The sequence below is a fragment of the Martinezella tropici genome (assembly GCF_008370325.1).
Taxonomy (GTDB): domain Bacteria; phylum Pseudomonadota; class Alphaproteobacteria; order Rhizobiales; family Rhizobiaceae; genus Rhizobium; species Rhizobium tropici_B.
The window spans coordinates 48,413-66,604 of sequence record NZ_VNIP01000020.1; the positions used below are offsets into that span (position 1 = coordinate 48,413).

The window sequence follows — 18,192 nt, forward strand, 5'->3', positions numbered from 1 at the left end:
TCGTTGAGCGTCATGCCTCAGCCGACTGATTTTCCTTGGCTTTCGACTGGCGAATGTCTTCGATCATCGCGCGTACTTCGGCGGCGACATTTTCAACTAATTCGGCGGATCGGCCCCTCACGACGATCTCGGTCGAGAAGAATTGGCCGACATAGCGCGGATAGGAGCCGATGCTGGTGTCCGGATGTGCCTTCTGGATGAGCCCGAGTGGCGTGCCGATCTCGCCCTCGCCATAAGGGCAGGAAATGGCGGTCGACAAAACGCGCGCGCCGGTCTTGAGCGTCGGTATGACATTGTCGAGCATCGCCTGGAAAACCTGCGGCACGCCGGCCATGACATAGACGTTGCCGATGTTGAAGCCGGGAGCCGTCGAGACCGGATTGGCGATGTGCTTCGACCCGACAGGCATGCGGGCCATGCGCTGGCGCGCCTCGGTGAATTCCATCTCGCGCCGCGCATACATTTCACCCATGATCCGCATGGCCTCGGCATCGTGCTCGCAGGGCACGCAGAAGGCCTTGGCAATGGCATCGGCGGTGATGTCGTCATGCGTCGGGCCGATGCCGCCCGATGTGAAGACATAGTCATATTGGCCGCGCAGGGCGTTCAGCGCCGAAACGATCGCATCTTCGTCATCGGCAACGATGCGGACTTCCTTGAGATCGATGCCGGCCAGCAGCAAGACATCGGCGAGATGGCCGATATTCTTGTCCTTCGTCCGGCCGGAGAGCAGTTCGTCGCCGATGGCCAGCATAGCGGCTGTGACAATGGTATCGTTTGACATGAGGATATCCGTGAAAATGCGCATCGGCGCGTTCGCAAAAAGTCCGAAATAGGTAGCGCCGTTTACGGCGAATGCAAACGCCCGTTTTCGCATCGCCACAAGTCATCGCCAGGCATTGCAAATAAATTTCCGTCTACGCAGGATGAACAGTGCGTTCTGAGCGTGGGGGCTGCGTCCCTCTCGCATCGCTGATACAACATTCATCGACATTCAACGCGTCCAACAAAAAGGAGACGTTCATGGCTAAGGTTCTGGTTCTCTATTATTCTGCTTACGGTCACATCGAGAAGATGGCCTATGCCGTCGCAGAGGGCGCAAAGTCGGCCGGTGCGGAAGTTACCGTCAAGCGCGTTCCCGAACTCGTGCCGGAAGAGGTTGCCAAGGCCTCCCACTTCAAGCTCGACCAGGAAGCTCCGATCGCAACGCCCGACGAACTTGCCGACTATGACGCCGTCATTGTCGGCGCCGGCACCCGTTTCGGCACGGTCGCCTCGCAGATGCGCAACTTCTGGGATCAGACCGGCGGCCTCTGGTTCAGCGGCAAGCTCGTCGGCAAGGTCGGCTCGGTCTTCACGTCTTCCGCAACCCAGCATGGCGGCCAGGAATCGACCATCCTTGGCTTCGTCCCGACCTTTTTGCATCAGGGTATGGTCGTCGTCGGCCTTCCCTATGCTTTCCAGGGCCAGATGGGCACTGAAGAAGTCAAGGGCGGCTCGCCCTACGGCGCCTCTACCATCACCAACAGCGACGGCTCGCGCCAGCCTTCTGAAATCGAATTGGAAGCAGCAAAGTATCAGGGCGCCCACGTCGCCAAGATCGCGGCCAAGCTGTCGGCCTGATTTGATTTTTGCTTATTGTTGGAGAGAGGCGCGGCGAAAGCTGCGCCTTTTTCGTTTGAGCTTATTGGATTGGTTTTTGGTGCGGACGACGGGGGTCGAACCCGTACAGCCAAAGGCCGAGGGATTTTAAGTCCCTTGCGTCTACCAGTTTCGCCACGTCCGCGTGCCTTTCCCTTCAAGCACTTGAGCGATTCAGTCAAGCGGTTGTTCGCTTATATCTGCTTGCTCGTGGATTTGGAGGGGGCGTGTCGTGGTCTGAAAAGACAGCAAAGCGAAGCCCGCCTGAGCCGACGGATCGGTATTGGGGCGGGCCTCTAACCATCATCATGATGGCTGTCACGTATTGGAGACACGCGAAGCCGCACTGTCAATTCGCAGAATTAGGGGATGAAGCTACGGACGGCATCATTGGGAACAATATCATTCCGGCAAGTCTAAAAGCGTAATAAACAGGCTTTCTTTGCTCATCTTTCCTATGTCATAGCGGGGATGGATTGAAGAAGGACGGACAAGCCGTGGACAAACAGACTGTTCTCGAAGCCACCGAGGCCATGCGTGGCCTTTTTCCCGCAACGCCGCTACAGCTGAACGAGCATCTTTCCGCCCGCTATGGTGCCGATATCTGGCTGAAGCGCGAGGATCTGACGCCGGTCCGTTCCTACAAGATTCGCGGCGCCTTCAATTTCTTCCGCAAGGTGATTGCTAAAGGCGGCACGGAAAAGACCTTCGTCTGCGCCTCTGCCGGCAATCATGCCCAGGGTTTTGCCTTCGTCTGCCGGCATTTTGGTGTGCCGGGCGTCGTCTACATGCCCGTCACGACGCCGCAGCAGAAGATCGACAAGACCCGAATCTTCGGTGGCGAGTTCATCACCATCAAGCTCTTCGGCGATTTCTTCGATCAATGTTATCAGGCCGCGCGCGAGCATGTCGAAAGTATCGACGGCGTCATGGTGCCGCCTTTCGATCACGTCGATATCATCGAAGGGCAGGCGACCGTCGCGGCCGAAATCGCCGAGCAGCTGCCCGATGGCGTCGTGATCGACCATATCCTTCTTCCGGTGGGCGGCGGTGGGCTTGCGGCCGGCATCACCGGCTATTTCGCCGACGTGCTTGCTCGCGACGCCTTCACCTTTGCCGAGCCGGCCGGCGCGCCGAGCCTGCGCCGCAGTATCGAGGCGGGGAAGGTGGTGACGCTCGCCAAGGTCGATAATTTCGTCGATGGCGCCGCCGTCGGCCGCATCGGCGAGCTGAACTTCGCCGCTCTCAAGGGCTTTGCAGCCGAGCAGGTCAAGCTCATCGAGGAAAACGCCATCTGCGTCACCATCACCGATATGCTGAATGTCGAGGGCGTCGTGCTGGAGCCGGCCGGCGCTTTGGCGATCACGGCGCTGGAAAAGCTCGATCGCGACAGCATCCGCGGCAAGACCATCGTCGCCGTCGTCTCCGGCGGCAATTTTGATTTCGAACGCCTGCCCGACGTCAAGGAGCGCGCCATGCGCTATGCGGGCTTGAAGAAATACTTCATCCTGCGTCTTGCGCAGCGCCCCGGCGCGCTTCGCGATTTCCTCAACATGCTCGGGCCGGAAGACGATATCGCTCGCTTCGAATATCTGAAGAAGAGCGCCCGCAATTTCGGCTCCATTCTGATTGGCATTGAGACGAAGAATCCGGATAATTTCAAGCAGCTTATCGCCAACTTTGAAAGTTCCGGCATGGGTTATGAGGACATCACCGAAAACGAGATCCTGGCAAACCTGATCATTTGACTTTGCGACCCTACAACCTTCATGCTAAAGGCGATCCATGGCTTCGTTGTTTTCAAATATCCTTTCGATCTTCACCGGCGGTGCATCGCAGGCGGGCACTGAAAAGTCTGCCGGTCCGGCCGTCAGCGCCGAGCCTCAGGTCCATGCCGGCTGCACGATCTACGCGACACCGCAGCGCGAGGGCAATCAGTTCCGCCTCATGGGCCGGATCGAGAAGGATGTGAACGGCGAGATCCTGGTGCGCAATTTCATCCGCGCCGACGTCTTTGCCTCGTCCGATGACGCGGTGGAATCGACCTTCCGCAAGGCGCAGCAGATCATCGATCAGAACGGCGCCGGCCTCTTCGGCGACGGCGAAAAGGTTCGTCAGGTCTGAAATCGGGCGGATTTCCTTAATAGGCGCCTGATGCAGGGGCCGCCTCCCGCATCTGCTCAGGCGGCCCATAACACTCACTGAAATCGATAGCTGGTTGGATTTTCGCTGGGCTTAAGCCGTGCGGAACATCTTCGCGCCGGCGGGGGCGTTGACTGCGCCGCCGTCGACCGTGATTTCGATCGCCGTGACATTGGCGGAATCGTCGGAGGCGAAGTAGAGTGCGGCCTTGGCGATTTCGTCGGCTTCGCTCATGCGGCCGAGCGCGCTCATGCCGCCAAAGCGGGCCTGCAGCGCATCCAGGGCCTCCGGCGTGGCAGCACGCGGGTCCCAGATCGGCGTCTTGGTGGCGCCTGGCGTGACCTGGTTGACGCGGATGCCGCGGGGCGCGAGTTCGGAAGCGAGATTGCGGGTCATGGCTCGAACGGCGCCCTTCGTGCCGGCATAGGCCGAAGCGCCGGGAATGCCGAGGACGGCATGCACGGAACCATTCAGGATCACCGATCCGCCGTCGTTCAGATGCGGCAAGGCGGCCTGTACGGTGAAGAAGACGCCAGTGAAATTGATACGCACGATGGTTTCAAACTGCTCGAGCGTGGTGTTGCCGAGCGGGGTATCGCCGGCAATTCCGGCATTGGCAAAGACCACATCGAATTTTCCAAGCTTCTGTGCAGCCTCGGCAAATGCCTTTTCCATGGCCGGGATATCGGTGGTGTCGGCCTGCAAGGCCAGCACGCCGCCGCCGAGTTGTTCCGCTGCCGCTGCCAGCGTCTTGGCATTGCGGCCTGTTATGGCGACCTTGGCGCCTTCGGCGAGGAAGAGGCGGGCGGTGGCAAGGCCAATACCGCTGTTTCCGCCGGTAATGACGGCGACCTTGTTGTTGAGACGCATGTTCGTAGCTCCTGTTGGCTTTTATCACGATCTGGATTATGATCGTTATCTATAAGGATTATGATCGTAATCCATTTTGTCAAGCCGGGCACGAAAGGATTTTCGATGGGTCGCTCACAATTGGAAAAGCAGAAGACGCACGAACGCATCGTGACGCTTGCCGCCAAGCGTCTGCGCGAAGAAGGATTGGAAGGGATCGGTGTTGCCGATCTGATGAAGGAAGCGGGTCTGACGGTCGGCGGCTTCTATAAGCATTTCGCCTCGCGCGACGAACTCGTGGCGGAAGCCGTGGGATCGGCGATCGGATCATGGCGGCGGCAGCAGGAGGAAAAGGGGATCGTTGCCGAGAGCGTCTCGCTCGACGAGTATGTCGATGCTTATCTCAGCGAGGGACACCGCGACCATTGCGGCGAGGGCTGCGCCTATGCGGCGCTGACGGCGGATATGGCGCGCAGCGGCGATGCGGTCCGCTCTGTTGCGACGGATGGCCTGCGAAGGAATTTCGAGGCCATGACGGCGCGTATGTCAAGGCCGGAAACAGCCGAAGCCAGACGGAAGGCCATCATCGCCTCGTGCCTGATGACCGGAGCGCTCGGCCTCGCGCGCGTGGCGAATGACGAGGCTCTTTCGACCGAAATTCTGGAGACCGTCAAGCAGTTCGTGAAGGAGCTGCCACAGGCAGAATAGCAAAGCGGCCGGTTGAAGCCGGCCGCCTGTCACTGTCCGAATATAGCAGTCAATTAAGCGGCAAGGGCCAGCTCGGAGGCGCGGGCCTGGGCGGCGCCGATTGCCTTTTCAACAGCTTCCGGACCAAAAGCGATGCCTTCGATATAAACGGTCTCGACATCGGTGATGCCGATGAAGCCGAGAACCGACTTCAGGTAGGGAACGGCATGGTTCAGCGGGGCAGCCGGGCCTTCGGAGTAGACGCCGCCGGAGGCCAGCACGATGTAGGCCTTCTTACCGGTCGCCAGGCCTTTCGGGCCGGTTTCCGTGTAGGTGAAGGTGCGGCCGGCGCGGGCGATATTATCGATCCAGGTCTTCAGCGAGGAATAGATGTTGAAGTTGATGAGGCCGGTGCCGATGACCAGCGTGTCGGCTGCGAGCAGCTCGTCAACGAGCGAGTCCGAAACCTTGACCAGTTCCTGCTGTTCGGGCGTGCGGGCGTCGGCCGGCGTGCGGATAGCGGCCGTGAACGGGCCGTCGATGTGCGGCAGGTTGTCTGCGGCGAGGTCGCGGTGAACGAGCGCCTTGCCCGGATTGTTGGCCTTGATCTTCTCGGCAAGCTCGGTCGCGATCTTGGTGGAGAGCGAGTCCGGGCGCGGGCTCGAAGTCAGAAGCAGAATGGAGGACATATCCGTTTTCCTTTTCAATGGGTTGCGAAAATCGGCTGGGAGAGCCCGATCACGTTCGCTTTGATAAATAAGTCCTCAGTGCTATCGAGAAAAACTGTGATAATATGGATTGGAACTATCGATAGAATGGATGGCAGATGCTCCCTAATCCCACCCTCGACCAATTGCAGGTCTTTCTGACCGTCGCTGAATCAGGCAGTTTCTCCGCCGCCTCGCGTACGCTCAACCGCGCGCAATCGGTGATCAGCTACACGATTGCCAATCTGGAGGCCCAGCTCGAAATGCCGCTGTTCGAGCGGTCCGGCTCGCGCCAGCCGAAGCTGACGGATGCGGGCAGGGTGATGCTGGAGGATGCCCGCCGCATTCTTTCCGATCTCCAGGTAATGCGAGCGAGAGTGAAGGGTCTGAAGAGCGGACTCGAGGCGGAGGTGTCCGTAGCCATCAGCGTCATGGTGCCCGTCCATGCCACCGTCGATGTGCTGCGGGAATTTCGGGATCGCTTCCCCTATGTTTCCCTGCGCCTTGACACCGGCGAACTGGGCTCGATGCTTGAGCTCGTCGCCAGCGGCCGGTCGACGATCGGTATCGGCGGTTCGGTGCTAAAGCAGGATGACGCCCTGGTCATCGAGCGCATTGGGCATTCCTTCATGATGCCGGTCGCAGCCCCGACGCATCCGCTCGCTTTGCTGGGGCGGCCGCTGACGCTCGCCGATGTGCGCGAAGAAGTGCAATTGGTCGTCACCGACGCGTCGAACCTCACCAATGGCAAGGATTTCAATGTCCTCTCCTACAAGATCTGGCATCTCAGCGATATCGCCACGAAGCATCAGCTGATTCGCGGCGGTCTCGGCTGGGGCGGCCTGCCGGCCTCGCTCATCATGGAGGATCTGCAGAAGGGCAGGCTCGTGCCGTTGGCGCTCGATGCCTATGATCAAAGCGAGTATCCGCTCTATGCGGTGCGCAAGGTCGACAATCCTCCGGGTCCTGCAGCCGCCTGGCTGATCGAAGCTTTCCGCGATCGCCTGTCGCGGTGCCCGAATCAGGAGGACTTCAAGGCGGCGGTCGACATGTTCCATCCAGACGACAAGCGCCTGGCGGCGGAGTGAAATGGTCCTCCCCTCGTTGCCGTAGGCAATTGTTTATAAGGCTCTCGGTGTCGTGAATTCCTTCTCCCCACTGGGGAGAAGGAATTGCGTGGCAACGACCTCATTTATATGCGGCAATCCCCCTTTTCAGGGAGAGGCCAACAACTTCAGTGATTACAGAACCAACCGGTAGCTGCGGAAGCCGTCGGCGCCTTCGCCGGCGTCTTCGATCTTCACGCTCTTGACCTGATCGAGGAAATCCTTGGCCTTTGGTGAGCTCTGGAACCGTACTGTCGTGTCCGGCAGCGGCTTGAAGGTCCAGTTGCCGTCGGCGGTCGGGTTGATCGTGCCCTGCTCGTGGACATAGCGCACGATGACGTCGCGGTTGGTGTCGGGCGCCTGATAGACGACCTTGTCCGCCGCGATTTCCGGGAAGTTGCCGCCGCCGCCGGCGCGGTAGTTATTGGTGACGACCAGGAACTTCTGCGCCGCGTCGATCGGCTTGCCGTCGAATTGCAGGTTCTGAATACGGTTTGCATCGGCATTCAGAACCTTGCCGTCATCGCCGAAGCGGCGCGGCTGCGAGAGGTCGATCTGGTAGGTGACACCGTCGATGACGTCGAAATTATAGGACGGGAAGCCATTGTTGATGAGATCCGCATCCTTGGCGCCCGGCTGCACCTGGTTGAACATCGCAGCCGACATCTCCAGCCAGTTCTTGACCTGGGCGCCGTTGATGACGACGGCCTGCACCGTGTTGGGATAGAGGTAGAGGTCGGCGACATTCTTGATGGCGATGTTGCCGGCGGGGACGTCGGTATAATAGTCGGCGCCGTTGCGGCCGCCGCACTTGAAGGGGGCTGCAGCCGAAAGAGCCGGCAGGTCCTTGTATTGCGTCTCCTTGAGCATGTCCTTGATGTACCAGACCTGCGCCTGGCTGACGATCTGCACCGACGGATCGTCGGCCACCAGCGCGAAATAGGAGTAGAGCGGCGCGGAGGTCTTGCCGACAGGCGTTCGCACGTAGGTCAGCGTCGCCTCATGCTCGGCCTTTGCAGCTTCCACGACTTCCTTCTTGTCGGCGACATCGGCGACGACTTTCTTCTTGTCGTCGCGATGGTAGATCGGCCGCGCTTCGGAGGTGAAGTCGACGATCTTCCAGCTCTTGCCGTCCTTCTCGAGCAGCAGGTCGATGAGGCCGAGATGCGAGCCCCAGAAGCCGGCCATGACGGCGGGCTTGCCGTGCAGCGTGCCCTTGACCGGATCGGCGTCCTTGATGCCGTCCCAGGTCTTCGGACCGGGGAAGACGAGATGCTGGTGGCCGGTGAAGACGGCATCGATGCCATCGACCGCCGCGACGTAGAGCGAAGCGTTTTCCATCTTCTCGCTCGGGCCGCTGCCGTCGATGCCAGAATGCGAGAGAGCGATGACGATATCGGCGCCTTCGGCCTTCATCACAGGAACCCAGGCCCTGGCAGCTTCGACGATATCGCGCGTCTGCGCCTTGCCTTCGAGGTTCTTGATATCCCAGAGCATGATCTGCGGCGGCACGAAGCCAATGAAGCCGATCTTGATTGGGCTTTCATTGCCGGCGCCGTCCTTGATCGTCTTTTCGAGGATCAGATAGGGCTTGAAGAACAGGTCGTCCTTCGTCGGGTCGGAGGCAAGCTGGCCTTTGGTCAGGTTGGCGCAGACGAACGGGAAGTTTGCGCCAGCCAGCACCTTGAACATGAAGTCGAGGCCGTAGTTGAATTCGTGATTGCCGAGCGTGCCCACGGAATAGCCGAGCGTGTTCATCGCCTTGATGACCGGATGGACGTCGCCGTCCTTCATGCCGTGCTGATAGGCCATGTAATCGCCCATCGGATTGCCCTGCAGCACGTCGCCATTGTCGATGAGGAGCCAGTTGGTGGCTTCGGCGCGGATATTGTCGATGATCGTTGCCGTGCGCGTCAGGCCCATCGTGTCGTTCGGCTTGTCGGCATAGTAGTCATAGGGGAAGACGTTGACGTGAATGTCGGTCGTTTCCATGAGACGCAGATGCGCCTGATTGCCAGCGGCGCGGGCGGCGAAAGGATGCAGCACGATCAGCGCTGCCGCAGCACTCAGGCCTTGCAGCAGGGAACGGCGCGACATGCTGGGCAAATCCAGAATGGAAGACATAAGACACTCCTTCAACGATGGGGCTATGGTCCGTCGATCATCTCTCGGGCGAGGGAGATTAGGACGATTTTTGAAGGTGTGCACCAGGAATGTGACAGGCTTATTGTGGATCGTAGCCGGCTTGCGCCGACATTCGATCAGCGCTTGAGAACCGGCTTTATGTCCTTGTGGAAAAAGCGGAAATAGGACGCGACTTTCGCCGATGCGTTGGACGAGCGATCGAATTCGATGCCGATGCGGCCATTATGGGCCCAGCGCACGAAACCGTCGAGCAGACCGATGTCCTCGCATTCTACGCGAACCTTGCTGCCGGCGGCCGCATAGAGCGGCGCCTGCAGGTCGAGAGCGATGCCGCTTGTGGAAATATCGACTACACGGCCGGCGACGAGCTTGGTGAAATATCGAACCTGGCCCATGAGCCGGGCGTGATGGCGCGGCGAACCTCGCGTCTTGATTTTCAGATTGTCTTGAACGAGAGATTTCGAAGAGAACTGCATGACGTTATCCCGGCTCGCGCATCTTTTCCGACTGTGGATAGCAGGTGTGCATTGAGGGATGCTTAGGATAAACGTTAAAATTGTAGATGGCCGTATCGAATCGATACCGGAAATCGGTGCCGAACGCGGCCGCTATGTGAATGTTGAGAGAGGCTGAACATGCGCATCGTTTCTTTGAATGCATGGGGCGGTCGGCTGCATGATCCGCTTATGCCTTATCTCGCCGATGTCGACGCAGATGTCCTGTGCCTGCAGGAAGTGGTTCGCACGCACGACGCGCAATCCGAATGGCTGGTTTATCGCGACCATGGTGTTGAACTCTTGCAGCGCACCAATCTCTTCGAGGAGCTGAAAGCTGCTTTGCCGGCTTACGATGCCTTCTTTCTTCCGGTTGCACGGGGTGATCTATTCGACGGTGATCGGCGATTTGACTCCGAATTCGGCTTGGCGACCTTCGTGCGCAGGAACTATCCTGTCATCGCTCAGGCAGCTGGGTTCATTCATGGTGAATTTTCGGCCGATGGTTATGGGCCGCATCCACGCTCGCGCAATGCCCATTGCATCCGCCTCTTCGACTACCAGCGCGGCTATCCCATCACCATTGCCCATATGCATGGCCTGCGTGATCTGGAAGGCAAGGGCGATACGCCTGCACGCCGCCATCAGGCCAATGCGCTGGTCGAGCTCGTCAGTCAGGTGAAGCAGGATGGCGACCGGCTAGTCGTCTGCGGTGATTTCAATGTGCTGCCGGATAGCGAGACCTTCGAAATCTTCGGCAGCCTGGGGCTTGTCGATCTTGTCACCTCGCGGGGACATGACGATACGCGTACGTCCCATTATCGCAAGCAGCCCCGTTTTGCCGATTACATGCTGGTGACGTCGAATGTCGAGGTCATCCGTTTCGATCCTGTCGCAGAGCCCGAAGTCTCGGATCACCGCGCCCTGCTGCTGGATCTGCGCTGACGAAGGTCACACGCCGACATTCGGCCGCTCGATGATCTCGCGCAGCGCAAAGCTGGAATTGATCTTCACGACATGTGGCAGCGCGGAAAGCCAATCCCGGTGGATGCGCTCGTAGTCTTCGAGGTCCCGCGCGGCAACGCGCACTATATAGTCGTATTCCCCGGACATGAGATAGCAGGCAAGCACATTCGGACAGCGCTTCACCGCTGTTTCAAATTCCGAAAGCGTCTTCGCGAACTGGCCTGACAGAGAGATGTGCACGAAGGCGATCATCTTATAATCAAGCGCTTTATGCGAGAGATGCGCGTGATAGCCGTCGATGACGCCGCTCTTTTCGAGGATATCGAGTCGGCGTGAGCAGGCCGAGGGTGACAGGCCGACCTTCTCGGCCAGTTCCGCATTGGTGATCCTGGCGTTCTGCTGCAGCATCCGCAGAATCGAATGATCGATGGCATCGAGGTCGGACATTCGAAGATCTTTCGAAGAAATTCCTATTTGCGCAATAAATCACGAAAAATGACCGCAGGGCAAATCGTCTTTGCAAGGACATTGCGGCGCGGTGGTGGTCTGATTTCGGTTGGAGAGAATGAAAGACGCAAAAGCATTCGAGGAGGAATGAAATGCGCGTTGGCTGCCCCAAGGAAATCAAGAACCACGAATATCGCGTCGGCCTGACGCCGGCGTCCGTTCGCGAATACGTTGCCCATGGCCACGAAGTCTGGGTCGAGACGAAGGCTGGCGCCGGCATTGGCGCCGATGATCATGCCTATGCGGCCGCCGGTGCCAAGATCGCCGCAAGCGCCAAGGACATCTTCGAGAAGTGCGACATGATCGTGAAGGTCAAAGAGCCGCAGCCTTCGGAGTGGGCCCAGCTTCGCGAAGGCCAGCTTCTCTACACCTATCTGCATCTCGCGCCCGATCCGGAGCAGACCAAGGGCCTGCTCGCTTCGGGCGTCACTGCCATCGCCTACGAAACCGTCACCGACGAGCGCGGCGGCCTGCCGCTATTGGCGCCGATGTCCGAAGTTGCCGGCCGCCTGTCGATCCAGGCGGGCGCGACGGCCTTGCAAAAGGCCAATGGCGGCCTCGGCATCCTGCTCGGCGGCGTGCCGGGCGTGCTGCCGGCCAAGGTGGCGATCATCGGCGGCGGCGTCGTCGGGCTGCATGCGGCCAAGATGGCAGCCGGCCTCGGTGCCGATGTCAGCATTCTCGATCGTTCGCTGCCGCGCCTGCGCCAGCTCGACGATATCTTCAACGGCCGCGTCCATACCCGCTATTCCAGTATCCAGGCGCTGGAAGATGAGGTCTTCTCCGCCGATCTGGTGATTGGTGCCGTCCTCATTCCCGGTGCAGCAGCACCAAAGCTGGTGACGCGCGAGATGCTGTCCGGCATGAAGAATGGATCGGTCATCGTCGATGTCGCCATCGACCAGGGCGGTTGCTTCGAAACCTCGCATGCGACGACCCATTCGGATCCGACCTATGTGGTCGAAGGCGTGGTGCACTACTGCGTCGCCAACATGCCAGGCGCGGTTCCCGTCACCTCGGCGCATGCGCTCAACAACGCCACGATCTATCACGGCCTCGCGCTCGCTGATCGCGGCCTGCGCGCCATCGCGGAAGACAAGCATCTCCGCAATGGCCTCAATGTCCACAAGGGTCGCATCACCAGCCGGCCGGTGGCCGAAGCGCTCGGCTATGAGGCCGTTGCACCGGAAAGTATTCTGAACGTCGCGTAAAGCCCATCGCGCGTACGTTAGATGGAGGCGCCGGCATCCGCGTATGGCGGCGCTCCGATTTTGTCGATCCGGCACTGATAGCAATTGTTGCGCGCCGAGCGGATGTGGACATAGGCGATGTCGGGACGCTCAAGCAGCGAGGCCGCATAGACCGCAATGTCGCTGGTCGGCGTTACTGCGCCTGTTCCGTAGACGATGCGGTCGTTCTTCCCGTAGCCGCGGACGATGAAATCCTTGCTGGTCGTCAGCACGGGCGGCAGGACCTCTTCCGCCTCATAGCGTTTGCACGGCGTCTTGTGCAGAAAGATCGGACCTGTTTCCGCATAGGGCTGCAATTCCGGGAAGGGGCGATAGGCAAAGACCAGCAGTTCCTCACCTGCATCGATATTGCGCAGGCAGTGACGGCAGGGATGGCCCGGACCGTCGGAAATCATGGTCTCCGGCCGGTGACCATAGGCATCTGCGCCGCCGTTCCAGAGAACTTCGGCGTCGCAGGTGGGCATGGCTGCAAAGGCGATGGAAGGCATGGCAAATCTCCTCTTGAGGTTCACCATGGGATGCGCCGGATCGAGGCGCTAAGCCACCCGATTCCTGCAGCTACAGTGCTCTTAGCTCTTCTTGGCGAGCTCGAGCAGTTCCTTGTCGCTCAGCGGCCGAACGATACCTTCGCCGGTCGAGATCGGGGAAAAGCCGAACATCTGGTAGAGCTGCAACGCCCGCGGATGATCGAGATTATTTGTGGTCGTGATGATCCGCTGCGGGTTCAGCGTCCAGATGGCGTAGAGCGACTGCAGCAGGAACCATTTGCCGATACCGAGGCCGAGCGCATTTTCGATGAGGCCGAAATGACTGAGCTCGATCGTCTCCTCGTCCTGGCGGAAATATTCGAAGAATCCGCCCGGAGCGCCGTTGACGTAAAGCACGCTGATATCGTTGCGTTGGTCGTGAAGAACAGTGGTCAGTTGCTCGTCGGAGAGGCGCAGCCGTTCCACCCAGTGCCACCGGGCACCCACCTGGCGATAAAGATAGCGATAGAAGGCCAGCGGAATATTGGGCGAGCGCATGATCGCCGTCTGGATATTGACCGGCACCGGCAGGCTTGCCTTGGGCGGTGCGGTCATTTCCAGGCGGGTGATGTGGACCTTGATCGACGAGGGCGTTTTCACGGCAGCCATGCTCAATCTTGACCGGTGACAATGGGCGTATCCGCCCGGCTGCCCCATTCCGACCAGGAGCCGTCATAGAGCTTGTTGCTGTCATGGCCGAGGGATTCGAGCGCCAGCGTGATGATGGCGGCGGTAATGCCCGACCCGCAGGTCGTCACTACAGGCTTGTCGAGATCGATGCCGGCCTTCTCGATCGTTTCGCGCAGTTCCGGCAGAGACTTGAACTTGCCGTTCGTGGCAAAGACGCCTGACGGCAGGCTTCTCGCTCCCGGCATGTGGCCAGAGCGCATGCCTTCGCGTGGTTCCGGCTCCGTCGCCGCGAAACGACCGGCGCTGCGGGCATCGGCGATCTGCAGGGAGCGGCTGTCGACAATACCGCGCATCTCATCGAGCGAAACGACGCGGCTGCCGTCGAACTCGGGCTTGAACGTCGCGGGCGCGAAGGCAGGCAGAGCCGTCTCCAGCGGCCGTCCCTCGGCCTTCCAGCCGTCCAGGCCGCCATCGAGCACGAAGACGTTCGGCGCGCCCATGACGATGTGGAACAGCCACCAGACACGCGGCGAGGCAAACAGGCCGGGACCGTCATAGATGACGATGCGGTCGGTCTCGCTGATGCCACGCTTGCCGACTTCGGCCGCGAAGAACTCGGGCGAGGGGACCATATGCGGCAGGTTGGTCGAATGATCTGATATCTTGTCCTGATCGAAGCGGATCGCGCCGGGAATATGGCCGCTGGCATATTCGGCATCGGCATCACGCTTCTGCGCCGGCAGATAGAAGGATGCGTCGAGGATGCGCAGGTCCTTAGCGCCCAGCTCGCTTTGCAGCCAGTCGGCGGATACGACGAAACGGCTCTTGTCCGCTGCCATGATGATCTCTCCCTGCTATGGTCTATTGGTTTTGGTATCGGGATATGGATATAGGCGCTTGCCCGGTCAATTCTCGTCGGCCGGCGTGCCGAACCGAATGCGGAAGCGGCGGTTTTCCTTACCCTTCTTCTCGATCTTGGCGATGTGGATTGCTCCGACCTCCTGCGTCTCCGACACATGCGTGCCGCCGCAGGGCTGGCTGTCGATGGCCGAATCCTCGCCGATGCAGACGAGGCTGACCCGGCCAAGGCCCATCGGCGGGCGCACATTCTTGGATTTGACGATACCGGGATTGGCAATCAGCTCTTCATCCGTGATCCAGCGGACGAAAACGGGATGGTTCTCGTTGACGAGCCCCATCATCCTGGCCGTCACTTCATCCTTGTCGATCGTCTCGCTCATGTCGAAATCGACCCGGCTTTCATCCTCGCCGACCGCCGCACCCGTAATTGGATATTGGCAGACCACGGAAAGCAGATGGCAAGCCGTATGCATGCGCATCAGCTTATAGCGGCGCGCCCAGTCGACGTGCAGCACTAGCTTCTCGCCGAGGATGGGCAGGGATTGGCCCTCAAGCGGCACATGGATGATAATGTCCTTGATCGGCCCGTGTTTCGTCTGACCGAGCATGATCCTGGAGCCGTCGCCGCGCTCCAGGAAACCCGTATCGCCCGGCTGGCCGCCCGAGGTGGCGTAGAAGCAGGTTTGATCGAGCTCGATGCCCCCGTCTTCGTGGATTGCGGTTACGACTGCTTCGGCGGTCGAGAGATAGAAATCGTCACGATAGAGGGCATTGACGGTCATCAGATCACGCTGTTGTTTCGTATGGGACGGCGATATCCGCCCGCTTTTCGAGATAGCCCGGCAGCGGCAAGCCCTTCGACTTCAGAAAATCGGGATTGAAGAGCTTGGACTGGTAGCGATTGCCGTAATCGCACAGGATGGTCACGATCGTATGTCCGGGGCCGAGATCCCTGGCGAGGCGAACCGCGCCGGCGATGTTGATGGCGGTCGACCCGCCGAGGCACAGGCCCTCATGCTCGACCAGATCGAAGACATACGGGAGGGCTTCGGCATCGGTGACCTGATAAGCGAAGTCGGGCGTGAAACCTTCCAGGTTCGCGGTGATGCGGCCCTGTCCGATGCCTTCGGTGATCGAGGAGCCGGAGGATTTCAGCTCGCCGTTCTTGTAGAATTCATAGAGGGCAGCACCTTCCGGATCGGCAATACCGATTTTGATATCCTTGTTGAAGGCATGCAGGCCCATGGCGACGCCCGCGAGCGTCCCACCGGAGCCGACCGAGCAGATGAAGCCATCGACCTTGCCTGATGTGTCGGCCCAGATTTCCTTGGCGGTCGTCTCGATATGCGCCTGGCGGTTGGCGACGTTGTCGAACTGGTTGGCCCAGATCGCGCCGTTCGGCTCGGTCTTGGCCAGCTGTTCGGCAAGCCGGCCCGAGACCTTCACGTAGTTGTTCGGGTTCTTGTAGGGAACGGCGGGAACCTCGACCAGCTCGGCGCCGAGCAGCTTCAGCGCGTCCTTCTTTTCCTGGCTCTGTGTTTCAGGAATGACGATGACGGTGCGATAGCCGAGCGCCTTGGCAACCAGCGTCAGGCCGATGCCGGTATTGCCGGCCGTGCCTTCGACGATGACGCCGCCAGGCCTCAGCAGCCCCTTCTTCTCGGCATCGCGGATGATGTAGAGCGCGGCGCGATCCTTCACCGATTGGCCGGGATTGAGAAATTCGGCCTTGCCGAGAATGGTCGAGCCCGTCGCCTCGGAGGCGCCCTTGAGCTTGATCAACGGCGTATTGCCAATTGCTTCGAGGACGGACGGATGGACGGTCATTGGAATCTGCCTTCTGTTCGCAACTACTGTAAGAACGGTCTTTTCCCTTCACAAGGCGGCATAGGCAAGAAATTCTGTTCCTCGCTATTTGTTCGTACCGCAAAATTCGACTTGGCAACCTTTGTTGGCCGAAGTCTGCCACGTGGCACGCCCGTCTCCATTCGGTGATATTGTTTTCCTCGCTGGGCCGCCAAAGAGGCCGAAAGCGGCCACAATGATACGCTATCTCTAAAATGCCACGGACGGCCGCGGTAAAGCGTTTGATTCAGGCGGCCGCCAGCCAAGGAGAAGAGCCATGAGCCCGTTCATCGCACGTCCTGAACATGGAGTCGTCTGGATTACCGGCGCGAGTTCCGGTATCGGCCGCGCGCTTGCGCTGAAACTGGCGGAAGAAGGCTATAAGGTTGCCGTGACCGCCCGCAGCCATGACAAGCTTCTGGCTTTGCAGGCCGAGGCGAGCGCACTTGCCGGCAGCATCGTCGTGCTCGACGGCGATGTGACCGATGCCGAGGACATGGAACACACCGTCGCGGCCATCGAATATCAGCATGGCCCGATCGCTTTGATGGTCCTGAACGCCGGCATCTATCTGCCCGCACGCGGCGAAGACCTCAATCACGAGGCGTTCGAGCGCAGTTTTGCCGTCAATCTTCATGGCGTCGTCAACTGTCTCGTTCCGGCGGTCCGGCATATGCGCGCCAGAGGATACGGCCAGGTTGCCCTCGTATCTTCCGCCGCCGGCTATGGCGGCCTGCCCGGCGGCGCTGCTTATGGAGCCAGCAAGGCCGCACTCATCAACATGGCCGAGAGCTTGAATTTCGAGCTCGATCGCATGGGCATCCGTATTCAGCTCGTCACTCCCGGTTACGTCGATACGCCGTTGACGGCAAAGAACAAGTTCGAAATGCCCGATATAGTGTCGGCGCAGCAGGCGGCCGATGCGATATCAGCCGGATTGAAATCATCGGCCTTCGACATCTGCTTCCCAAAGAGCCTGGTTTTCCGGGCAAAGCTTTTGAAATTCCTGCCCTATAGCCTTTATTTCCGGGTGCTGAGATATTTTCTCGGCGTCGGTCACAAGGGGCGATCCGTCGGTCCGCGCGTAACCCCGCATCCGGCGGAATAGCGTCTCTCCATCCTTTTTCAGGAACGCGCGGGCATCTGATTTGTGGCTGCCGGAACCAGCATACGATGTCTGTCGCAAAATAGTTCCACCAATGCGCGTTTTACCGCGAAATGACACCGCAACTCTCGTGAGGAAATCTGGATGCGGTTTGTGATATAAGGGATGCTTGTCACTGTTCTGTAATGCAAATTCGCTAGCAGTCCACCCGATTGACGGCCCAGAATTGACAGGCGGGGAAGATTAACATGGCGGAAATCCGGATCGAACAAGTTCGCAAGGCCTATGGACGCAATCAGGTCGTCCATGGCGTCGATCTGAATTTCCGATCGGGCGAGTTCGTCGTCATCCTCGGGCCTTCCGGCTGCGGCAAGTCTACGCTGCTGCGGATGATCGCCGGCCTTGAGGATATTTCCTCGGGCGAGATCGTCATCGACGGCAAGGTGGTCAATCAGCTCGAGCCGCGCGAGCGCGGCTGCGCCATGGTCTTCCAGAATTATGCGCTCTATCCACACATGGATGTTGCAGCCAACATGGGTTACGCGCTGAAGGTCGCCGGCGTGCCGCGCGCCGAGCGCGATCGCCGCATCAAGGAAACCGCCAGGATCGTCGGCCTCGAAGATTTCCTCGCCCGCAAGCCGGCCGAGCTTTCCGGCGGCCAGCGCCAGCGCGTCGCCATGGGCCGCGCCATCATCCGCGAGCCGAAGGTCTTCCTTTTCGACGAGCCGCT

The 18,192-nt window shown here is 59.8% G+C and carries 20 protein-coding genes and 1 tRNA gene; 9 read left to right on the plus strand and 12 right to left on the minus strand.

The features are described 5' to 3' along the window. Nucleotides 1–10 precede the first annotated feature (10 nt). Nucleotides 11–784 (minus strand): competence/damage-inducible protein A, encoded by a 774-nt coding sequence (locus tag FP026_RS29520; protein WP_149638098.1) that lies wholly within the window; start codon nucleotides 782–784, stop codon nucleotides 11–13. A 239-nt stretch (nucleotides 785–1,023) separates the two neighbouring features. On the opposite strand from FP026_RS29520, the gene wrbA reads away from it, so the two are divergent. Then, on the plus strand, nucleotides 1,024–1,623 hold the full coding sequence (wrbA, locus tag FP026_RS29525) for an NAD(P)H:quinone oxidoreductase type IV (RefSeq protein WP_149638099.1): 600 nt from the start codon (nucleotides 1,024–1,026) through the stop codon (nucleotides 1,621–1,623). Nucleotides 1,624–1,700: 77 nt separating this feature from the next. On the opposite strand, the gene FP026_RS29530 is transcribed toward wrbA, so the two are convergent. Beyond that, nucleotides 1,701–1,786: transfer RNA gene (locus FP026_RS29530), tRNA-Leu, on the minus strand. A gap of 388 nt (nucleotides 1,787–2,174) precedes the next feature. On the opposite strand from FP026_RS29530, the gene ilvA reads away from it, so the two are divergent. Together ilvA and FP026_RS29540 are read left to right on the plus strand one after the other, a co-directional pair. Then, nucleotides 2,175–3,389 (plus strand): threonine ammonia-lyase, encoded by a 1,215-nt coding sequence (ilvA, locus tag FP026_RS29535; protein ID WP_246665492.1) that lies wholly within the window; start codon nucleotides 2,175–2,177, stop codon nucleotides 3,387–3,389. Between the two features lie 37 nt (nucleotides 3,390–3,426). Continuing rightward, nucleotides 3,427–3,765 (plus strand): HlyU family transcriptional regulator, encoded by a 339-nt coding sequence (locus FP026_RS29540; RefSeq protein WP_149638101.1) that lies wholly within the window; start codon nucleotides 3,427–3,429, stop codon nucleotides 3,763–3,765. Nucleotides 3,766–3,876: 111 nt separating this feature from the next. On the opposite strand, the gene FP026_RS29545 is transcribed toward FP026_RS29540, so the two are convergent. After that, nucleotides 3,877–4,653, minus strand: a complete 777-nt coding sequence (locus tag FP026_RS29545) for an SDR family oxidoreductase (RefSeq protein WP_149638102.1) — start codon at nucleotides 4,651–4,653, stop codon at nucleotides 3,877–3,879. Between the two features lie 105 nt (nucleotides 4,654–4,758). Here FP026_RS29545 and FP026_RS29550 point away from each other — a divergent pair, with 105 nt between their 5' ends. Beyond that, a complete protein-coding gene (locus FP026_RS29550; protein ID WP_149638103.1) occupies nucleotides 4,759–5,340 on the plus strand; it encodes a TetR/AcrR family transcriptional regulator in 582 nt (193 codons plus the stop codon). A gap of 53 nt (nucleotides 5,341–5,393) precedes the next feature. Here FP026_RS29550 and FP026_RS29555 read toward each other — a convergent pair whose 3' ends face one another. Further along, complete coding sequence (locus FP026_RS29555; protein WP_149638104.1) at nucleotides 5,394–6,008, minus strand: FMN-dependent NADH-azoreductase; 615 nt, start codon at nucleotides 6,006–6,008, stop codon at nucleotides 5,394–5,396. Nucleotides 6,009–6,145: 137 nt separating this feature from the next. Here FP026_RS29555 and FP026_RS29560 point away from each other — a divergent pair, with 137 nt between their 5' ends. After that, nucleotides 6,146–7,114 (plus strand): LysR family transcriptional regulator, encoded by a 969-nt coding sequence (locus FP026_RS29560; protein ID WP_149638105.1) that lies wholly within the window; start codon nucleotides 6,146–6,148, stop codon nucleotides 7,112–7,114. 153 nt (nucleotides 7,115–7,267) lie between these two features. Here the strand turns inward: FP026_RS29560 and FP026_RS29565 are convergent, their stop codons facing one another. Together FP026_RS29565 and FP026_RS29570 are read right to left on the minus strand one after the other, a co-directional pair. Further along, complete coding sequence (locus FP026_RS29565) at nucleotides 7,268–9,256, minus strand: bifunctional 2',3'-cyclic-nucleotide 2'-phosphodiesterase/3'-nucleotidase (RefSeq protein WP_149638106.1); 1,989 nt, start codon at nucleotides 9,254–9,256, stop codon at nucleotides 7,268–7,270. A 137-nt stretch (nucleotides 9,257–9,393) separates the two neighbouring features. Next, nucleotides 9,394–9,753 (minus strand): PilZ domain-containing protein, encoded by a 360-nt coding sequence (locus tag FP026_RS29570; protein ID WP_149638107.1) that lies wholly within the window; start codon nucleotides 9,751–9,753, stop codon nucleotides 9,394–9,396. A gap of 159 nt (nucleotides 9,754–9,912) precedes the next feature. Here FP026_RS29570 and FP026_RS29575 point away from each other — a divergent pair, with 159 nt between their 5' ends. Next, entirely contained in the window at nucleotides 9,913–10,716 is an 804-nt protein-coding gene (locus FP026_RS29575; RefSeq protein ID WP_149638108.1) for an endonuclease/exonuclease/phosphatase family protein, read from the plus strand. A gap of 6 nt (nucleotides 10,717–10,722) precedes the next feature. Here FP026_RS29575 and FP026_RS29580 read toward each other — a convergent pair whose 3' ends face one another. After that, nucleotides 10,723–11,184, minus strand: a complete 462-nt coding sequence (locus tag FP026_RS29580; protein ID WP_149638109.1) for an Lrp/AsnC family transcriptional regulator — start codon at nucleotides 11,182–11,184, stop codon at nucleotides 10,723–10,725. Between the two features lie 152 nt (nucleotides 11,185–11,336). On the opposite strand from FP026_RS29580, the gene ald reads away from it, so the two are divergent. After that, the gene (gene ald, locus FP026_RS29585; RefSeq protein WP_149638110.1) at nucleotides 11,337–12,455 is read left to right on the plus strand and encodes an alanine dehydrogenase; all 1,119 of its coding nucleotides are present in this window, start codon (nucleotides 11,337–11,339) and stop codon (nucleotides 12,453–12,455) included. 17 nt (nucleotides 12,456–12,472) lie between these two features. Here ald and FP026_RS29590 read toward each other — a convergent pair whose 3' ends face one another. From FP026_RS29590 to FP026_RS29610, 5 genes are all read right to left on the minus strand, one after another. Next, on the minus strand, nucleotides 12,473–12,982 hold the full coding sequence (locus FP026_RS29590; protein ID WP_149638111.1) for a DUF1203 domain-containing protein: 510 nt from the start codon (nucleotides 12,980–12,982) through the stop codon (nucleotides 12,473–12,475). Nucleotides 12,983–13,063: 81 nt separating this feature from the next. Then, entirely contained in the window at nucleotides 13,064–13,630 is a 567-nt protein-coding gene (locus tag FP026_RS29595; protein ID WP_149638112.1) for a GNAT family N-acetyltransferase, read from the minus strand. A 2-nt stretch (nucleotides 13,631–13,632) separates the two neighbouring features. Continuing rightward, on the minus strand, nucleotides 13,633–14,490 hold the full coding sequence (gene sseA, locus FP026_RS29600; RefSeq protein ID WP_149638113.1) for a 3-mercaptopyruvate sulfurtransferase: 858 nt from the start codon (nucleotides 14,488–14,490) through the stop codon (nucleotides 13,633–13,635). Nucleotides 14,491–14,556: 66 nt separating this feature from the next. Further along, nucleotides 14,557–15,294: an alanyl-tRNA editing protein gene (locus FP026_RS29605; protein WP_149638114.1), complete on the minus strand. Its 738-nt coding sequence runs from the start codon at nucleotides 15,292–15,294 to the stop codon at nucleotides 14,557–14,559. A 4-nt stretch (nucleotides 15,295–15,298) separates the two neighbouring features. After that, entirely contained in the window at nucleotides 15,299–16,339 is a 1,041-nt protein-coding gene (locus tag FP026_RS29610; protein ID WP_149638115.1) for a cysteine synthase A, read from the minus strand. Nucleotides 16,340–16,634: 295 nt separating this feature from the next. On the opposite strand from FP026_RS29610, the gene FP026_RS29615 reads away from it, so the two are divergent. Together FP026_RS29615 and FP026_RS29620 are read left to right on the plus strand one after the other, a co-directional pair. Next, entirely contained in the window at nucleotides 16,635–17,465 is an 831-nt protein-coding gene (locus FP026_RS29615) for an SDR family NAD(P)-dependent oxidoreductase (RefSeq protein WP_149638116.1), read from the plus strand. A 245-nt stretch (nucleotides 17,466–17,710) separates the two neighbouring features. Beyond that, nucleotides 17,711–18,192 (plus strand): ATP-binding cassette domain-containing protein (locus tag FP026_RS29620; RefSeq protein ID WP_149638117.1); only part of this gene is annotated, 482 nt, incomplete at its 3' end.

Excerpts from the sequence above, each read along its gene's own strand:
- FP026_RS29520 (WP_149638098.1), bottom strand. The coding sequence starts at position 784 with ATGTCAAACGATACCATTGTCACAGCCGCTATGCTGGCCATCGGCGAC.
- wrbA (WP_149638099.1), top strand. The coding sequence starts at position 1,024 with ATGGCTAAGGTTCTGGTTCTCTATTATTCTGCTTACGGTCACATCGAG.
- ilvA (WP_246665492.1), top strand. The coding sequence starts at position 2,175 with ATGCGTGGCCTTTTTCCCGCAACGCCGCTACAGCTGAACGAGCATCTT.
- FP026_RS29540 (WP_149638101.1), top strand. The coding sequence starts at position 3,427 with ATGGCTTCGTTGTTTTCAAATATCCTTTCGATCTTCACCGGCGGTGCA.
- FP026_RS29545 (WP_149638102.1), bottom strand. The coding sequence starts at position 4,653 with ATGCGTCTCAACAACAAGGTCGCCGTCATTACCGGCGGAAACAGCGGT.
- FP026_RS29550 (WP_149638103.1), top strand. The coding sequence starts at position 4,759 with ATGGGTCGCTCACAATTGGAAAAGCAGAAGACGCACGAACGCATCGTG.
- FP026_RS29555 (WP_149638104.1), bottom strand. The coding sequence starts at position 6,008 with ATGTCCTCCATTCTGCTTCTGACTTCGAGCCCGCGCCCGGACTCGCTC.
- FP026_RS29560 (WP_149638105.1), top strand. The coding sequence starts at position 6,146 with ATGCTCCCTAATCCCACCCTCGACCAATTGCAGGTCTTTCTGACCGTC.
- FP026_RS29565 (WP_149638106.1), bottom strand. The coding sequence starts at position 9,256 with ATGTCTTCCATTCTGGATTTGCCCAGCATGTCGCGCCGTTCCCTGCTG.
- FP026_RS29570 (WP_149638107.1), bottom strand. The coding sequence starts at position 9,753 with ATGCAGTTCTCTTCGAAATCTCTCGTTCAAGACAATCTGAAAATCAAG.
- FP026_RS29575 (WP_149638108.1), top strand. The coding sequence starts at position 9,913 with ATGCGCATCGTTTCTTTGAATGCATGGGGCGGTCGGCTGCATGATCCG.
- FP026_RS29580 (WP_149638109.1), bottom strand. The coding sequence starts at position 11,184 with ATGTCCGACCTCGATGCCATCGATCATTCGATTCTGCGGATGCTGCAG.
- ald (WP_149638110.1), top strand. The coding sequence starts at position 11,337 with ATGCGCGTTGGCTGCCCCAAGGAAATCAAGAACCACGAATATCGCGTC.
- FP026_RS29590 (WP_149638111.1), bottom strand. The coding sequence starts at position 12,982 with ATGCCTTCCATCGCCTTTGCAGCCATGCCCACCTGCGACGCCGAAGTT.
- FP026_RS29595 (WP_149638112.1), bottom strand. The coding sequence starts at position 13,630 with ATGGCTGCCGTGAAAACGCCCTCGTCGATCAAGGTCCACATCACCCGC.
- sseA (WP_149638113.1), bottom strand. The coding sequence starts at position 14,490 with ATGGCAGCGGACAAGAGCCGTTTCGTCGTATCCGCCGACTGGCTGCAA.
- FP026_RS29605 (WP_149638114.1), bottom strand. The coding sequence starts at position 15,294 with ATGACCGTCAATGCCCTCTATCGTGACGATTTCTATCTCTCGACCGCC.
- FP026_RS29610 (WP_149638115.1), bottom strand. The coding sequence starts at position 16,339 with ATGACCGTCCATCCGTCCGTCCTCGAAGCAATTGGCAATACGCCGTTG.
- FP026_RS29615 (WP_149638116.1), top strand. The coding sequence starts at position 16,635 with ATGAGCCCGTTCATCGCACGTCCTGAACATGGAGTCGTCTGGATTACC.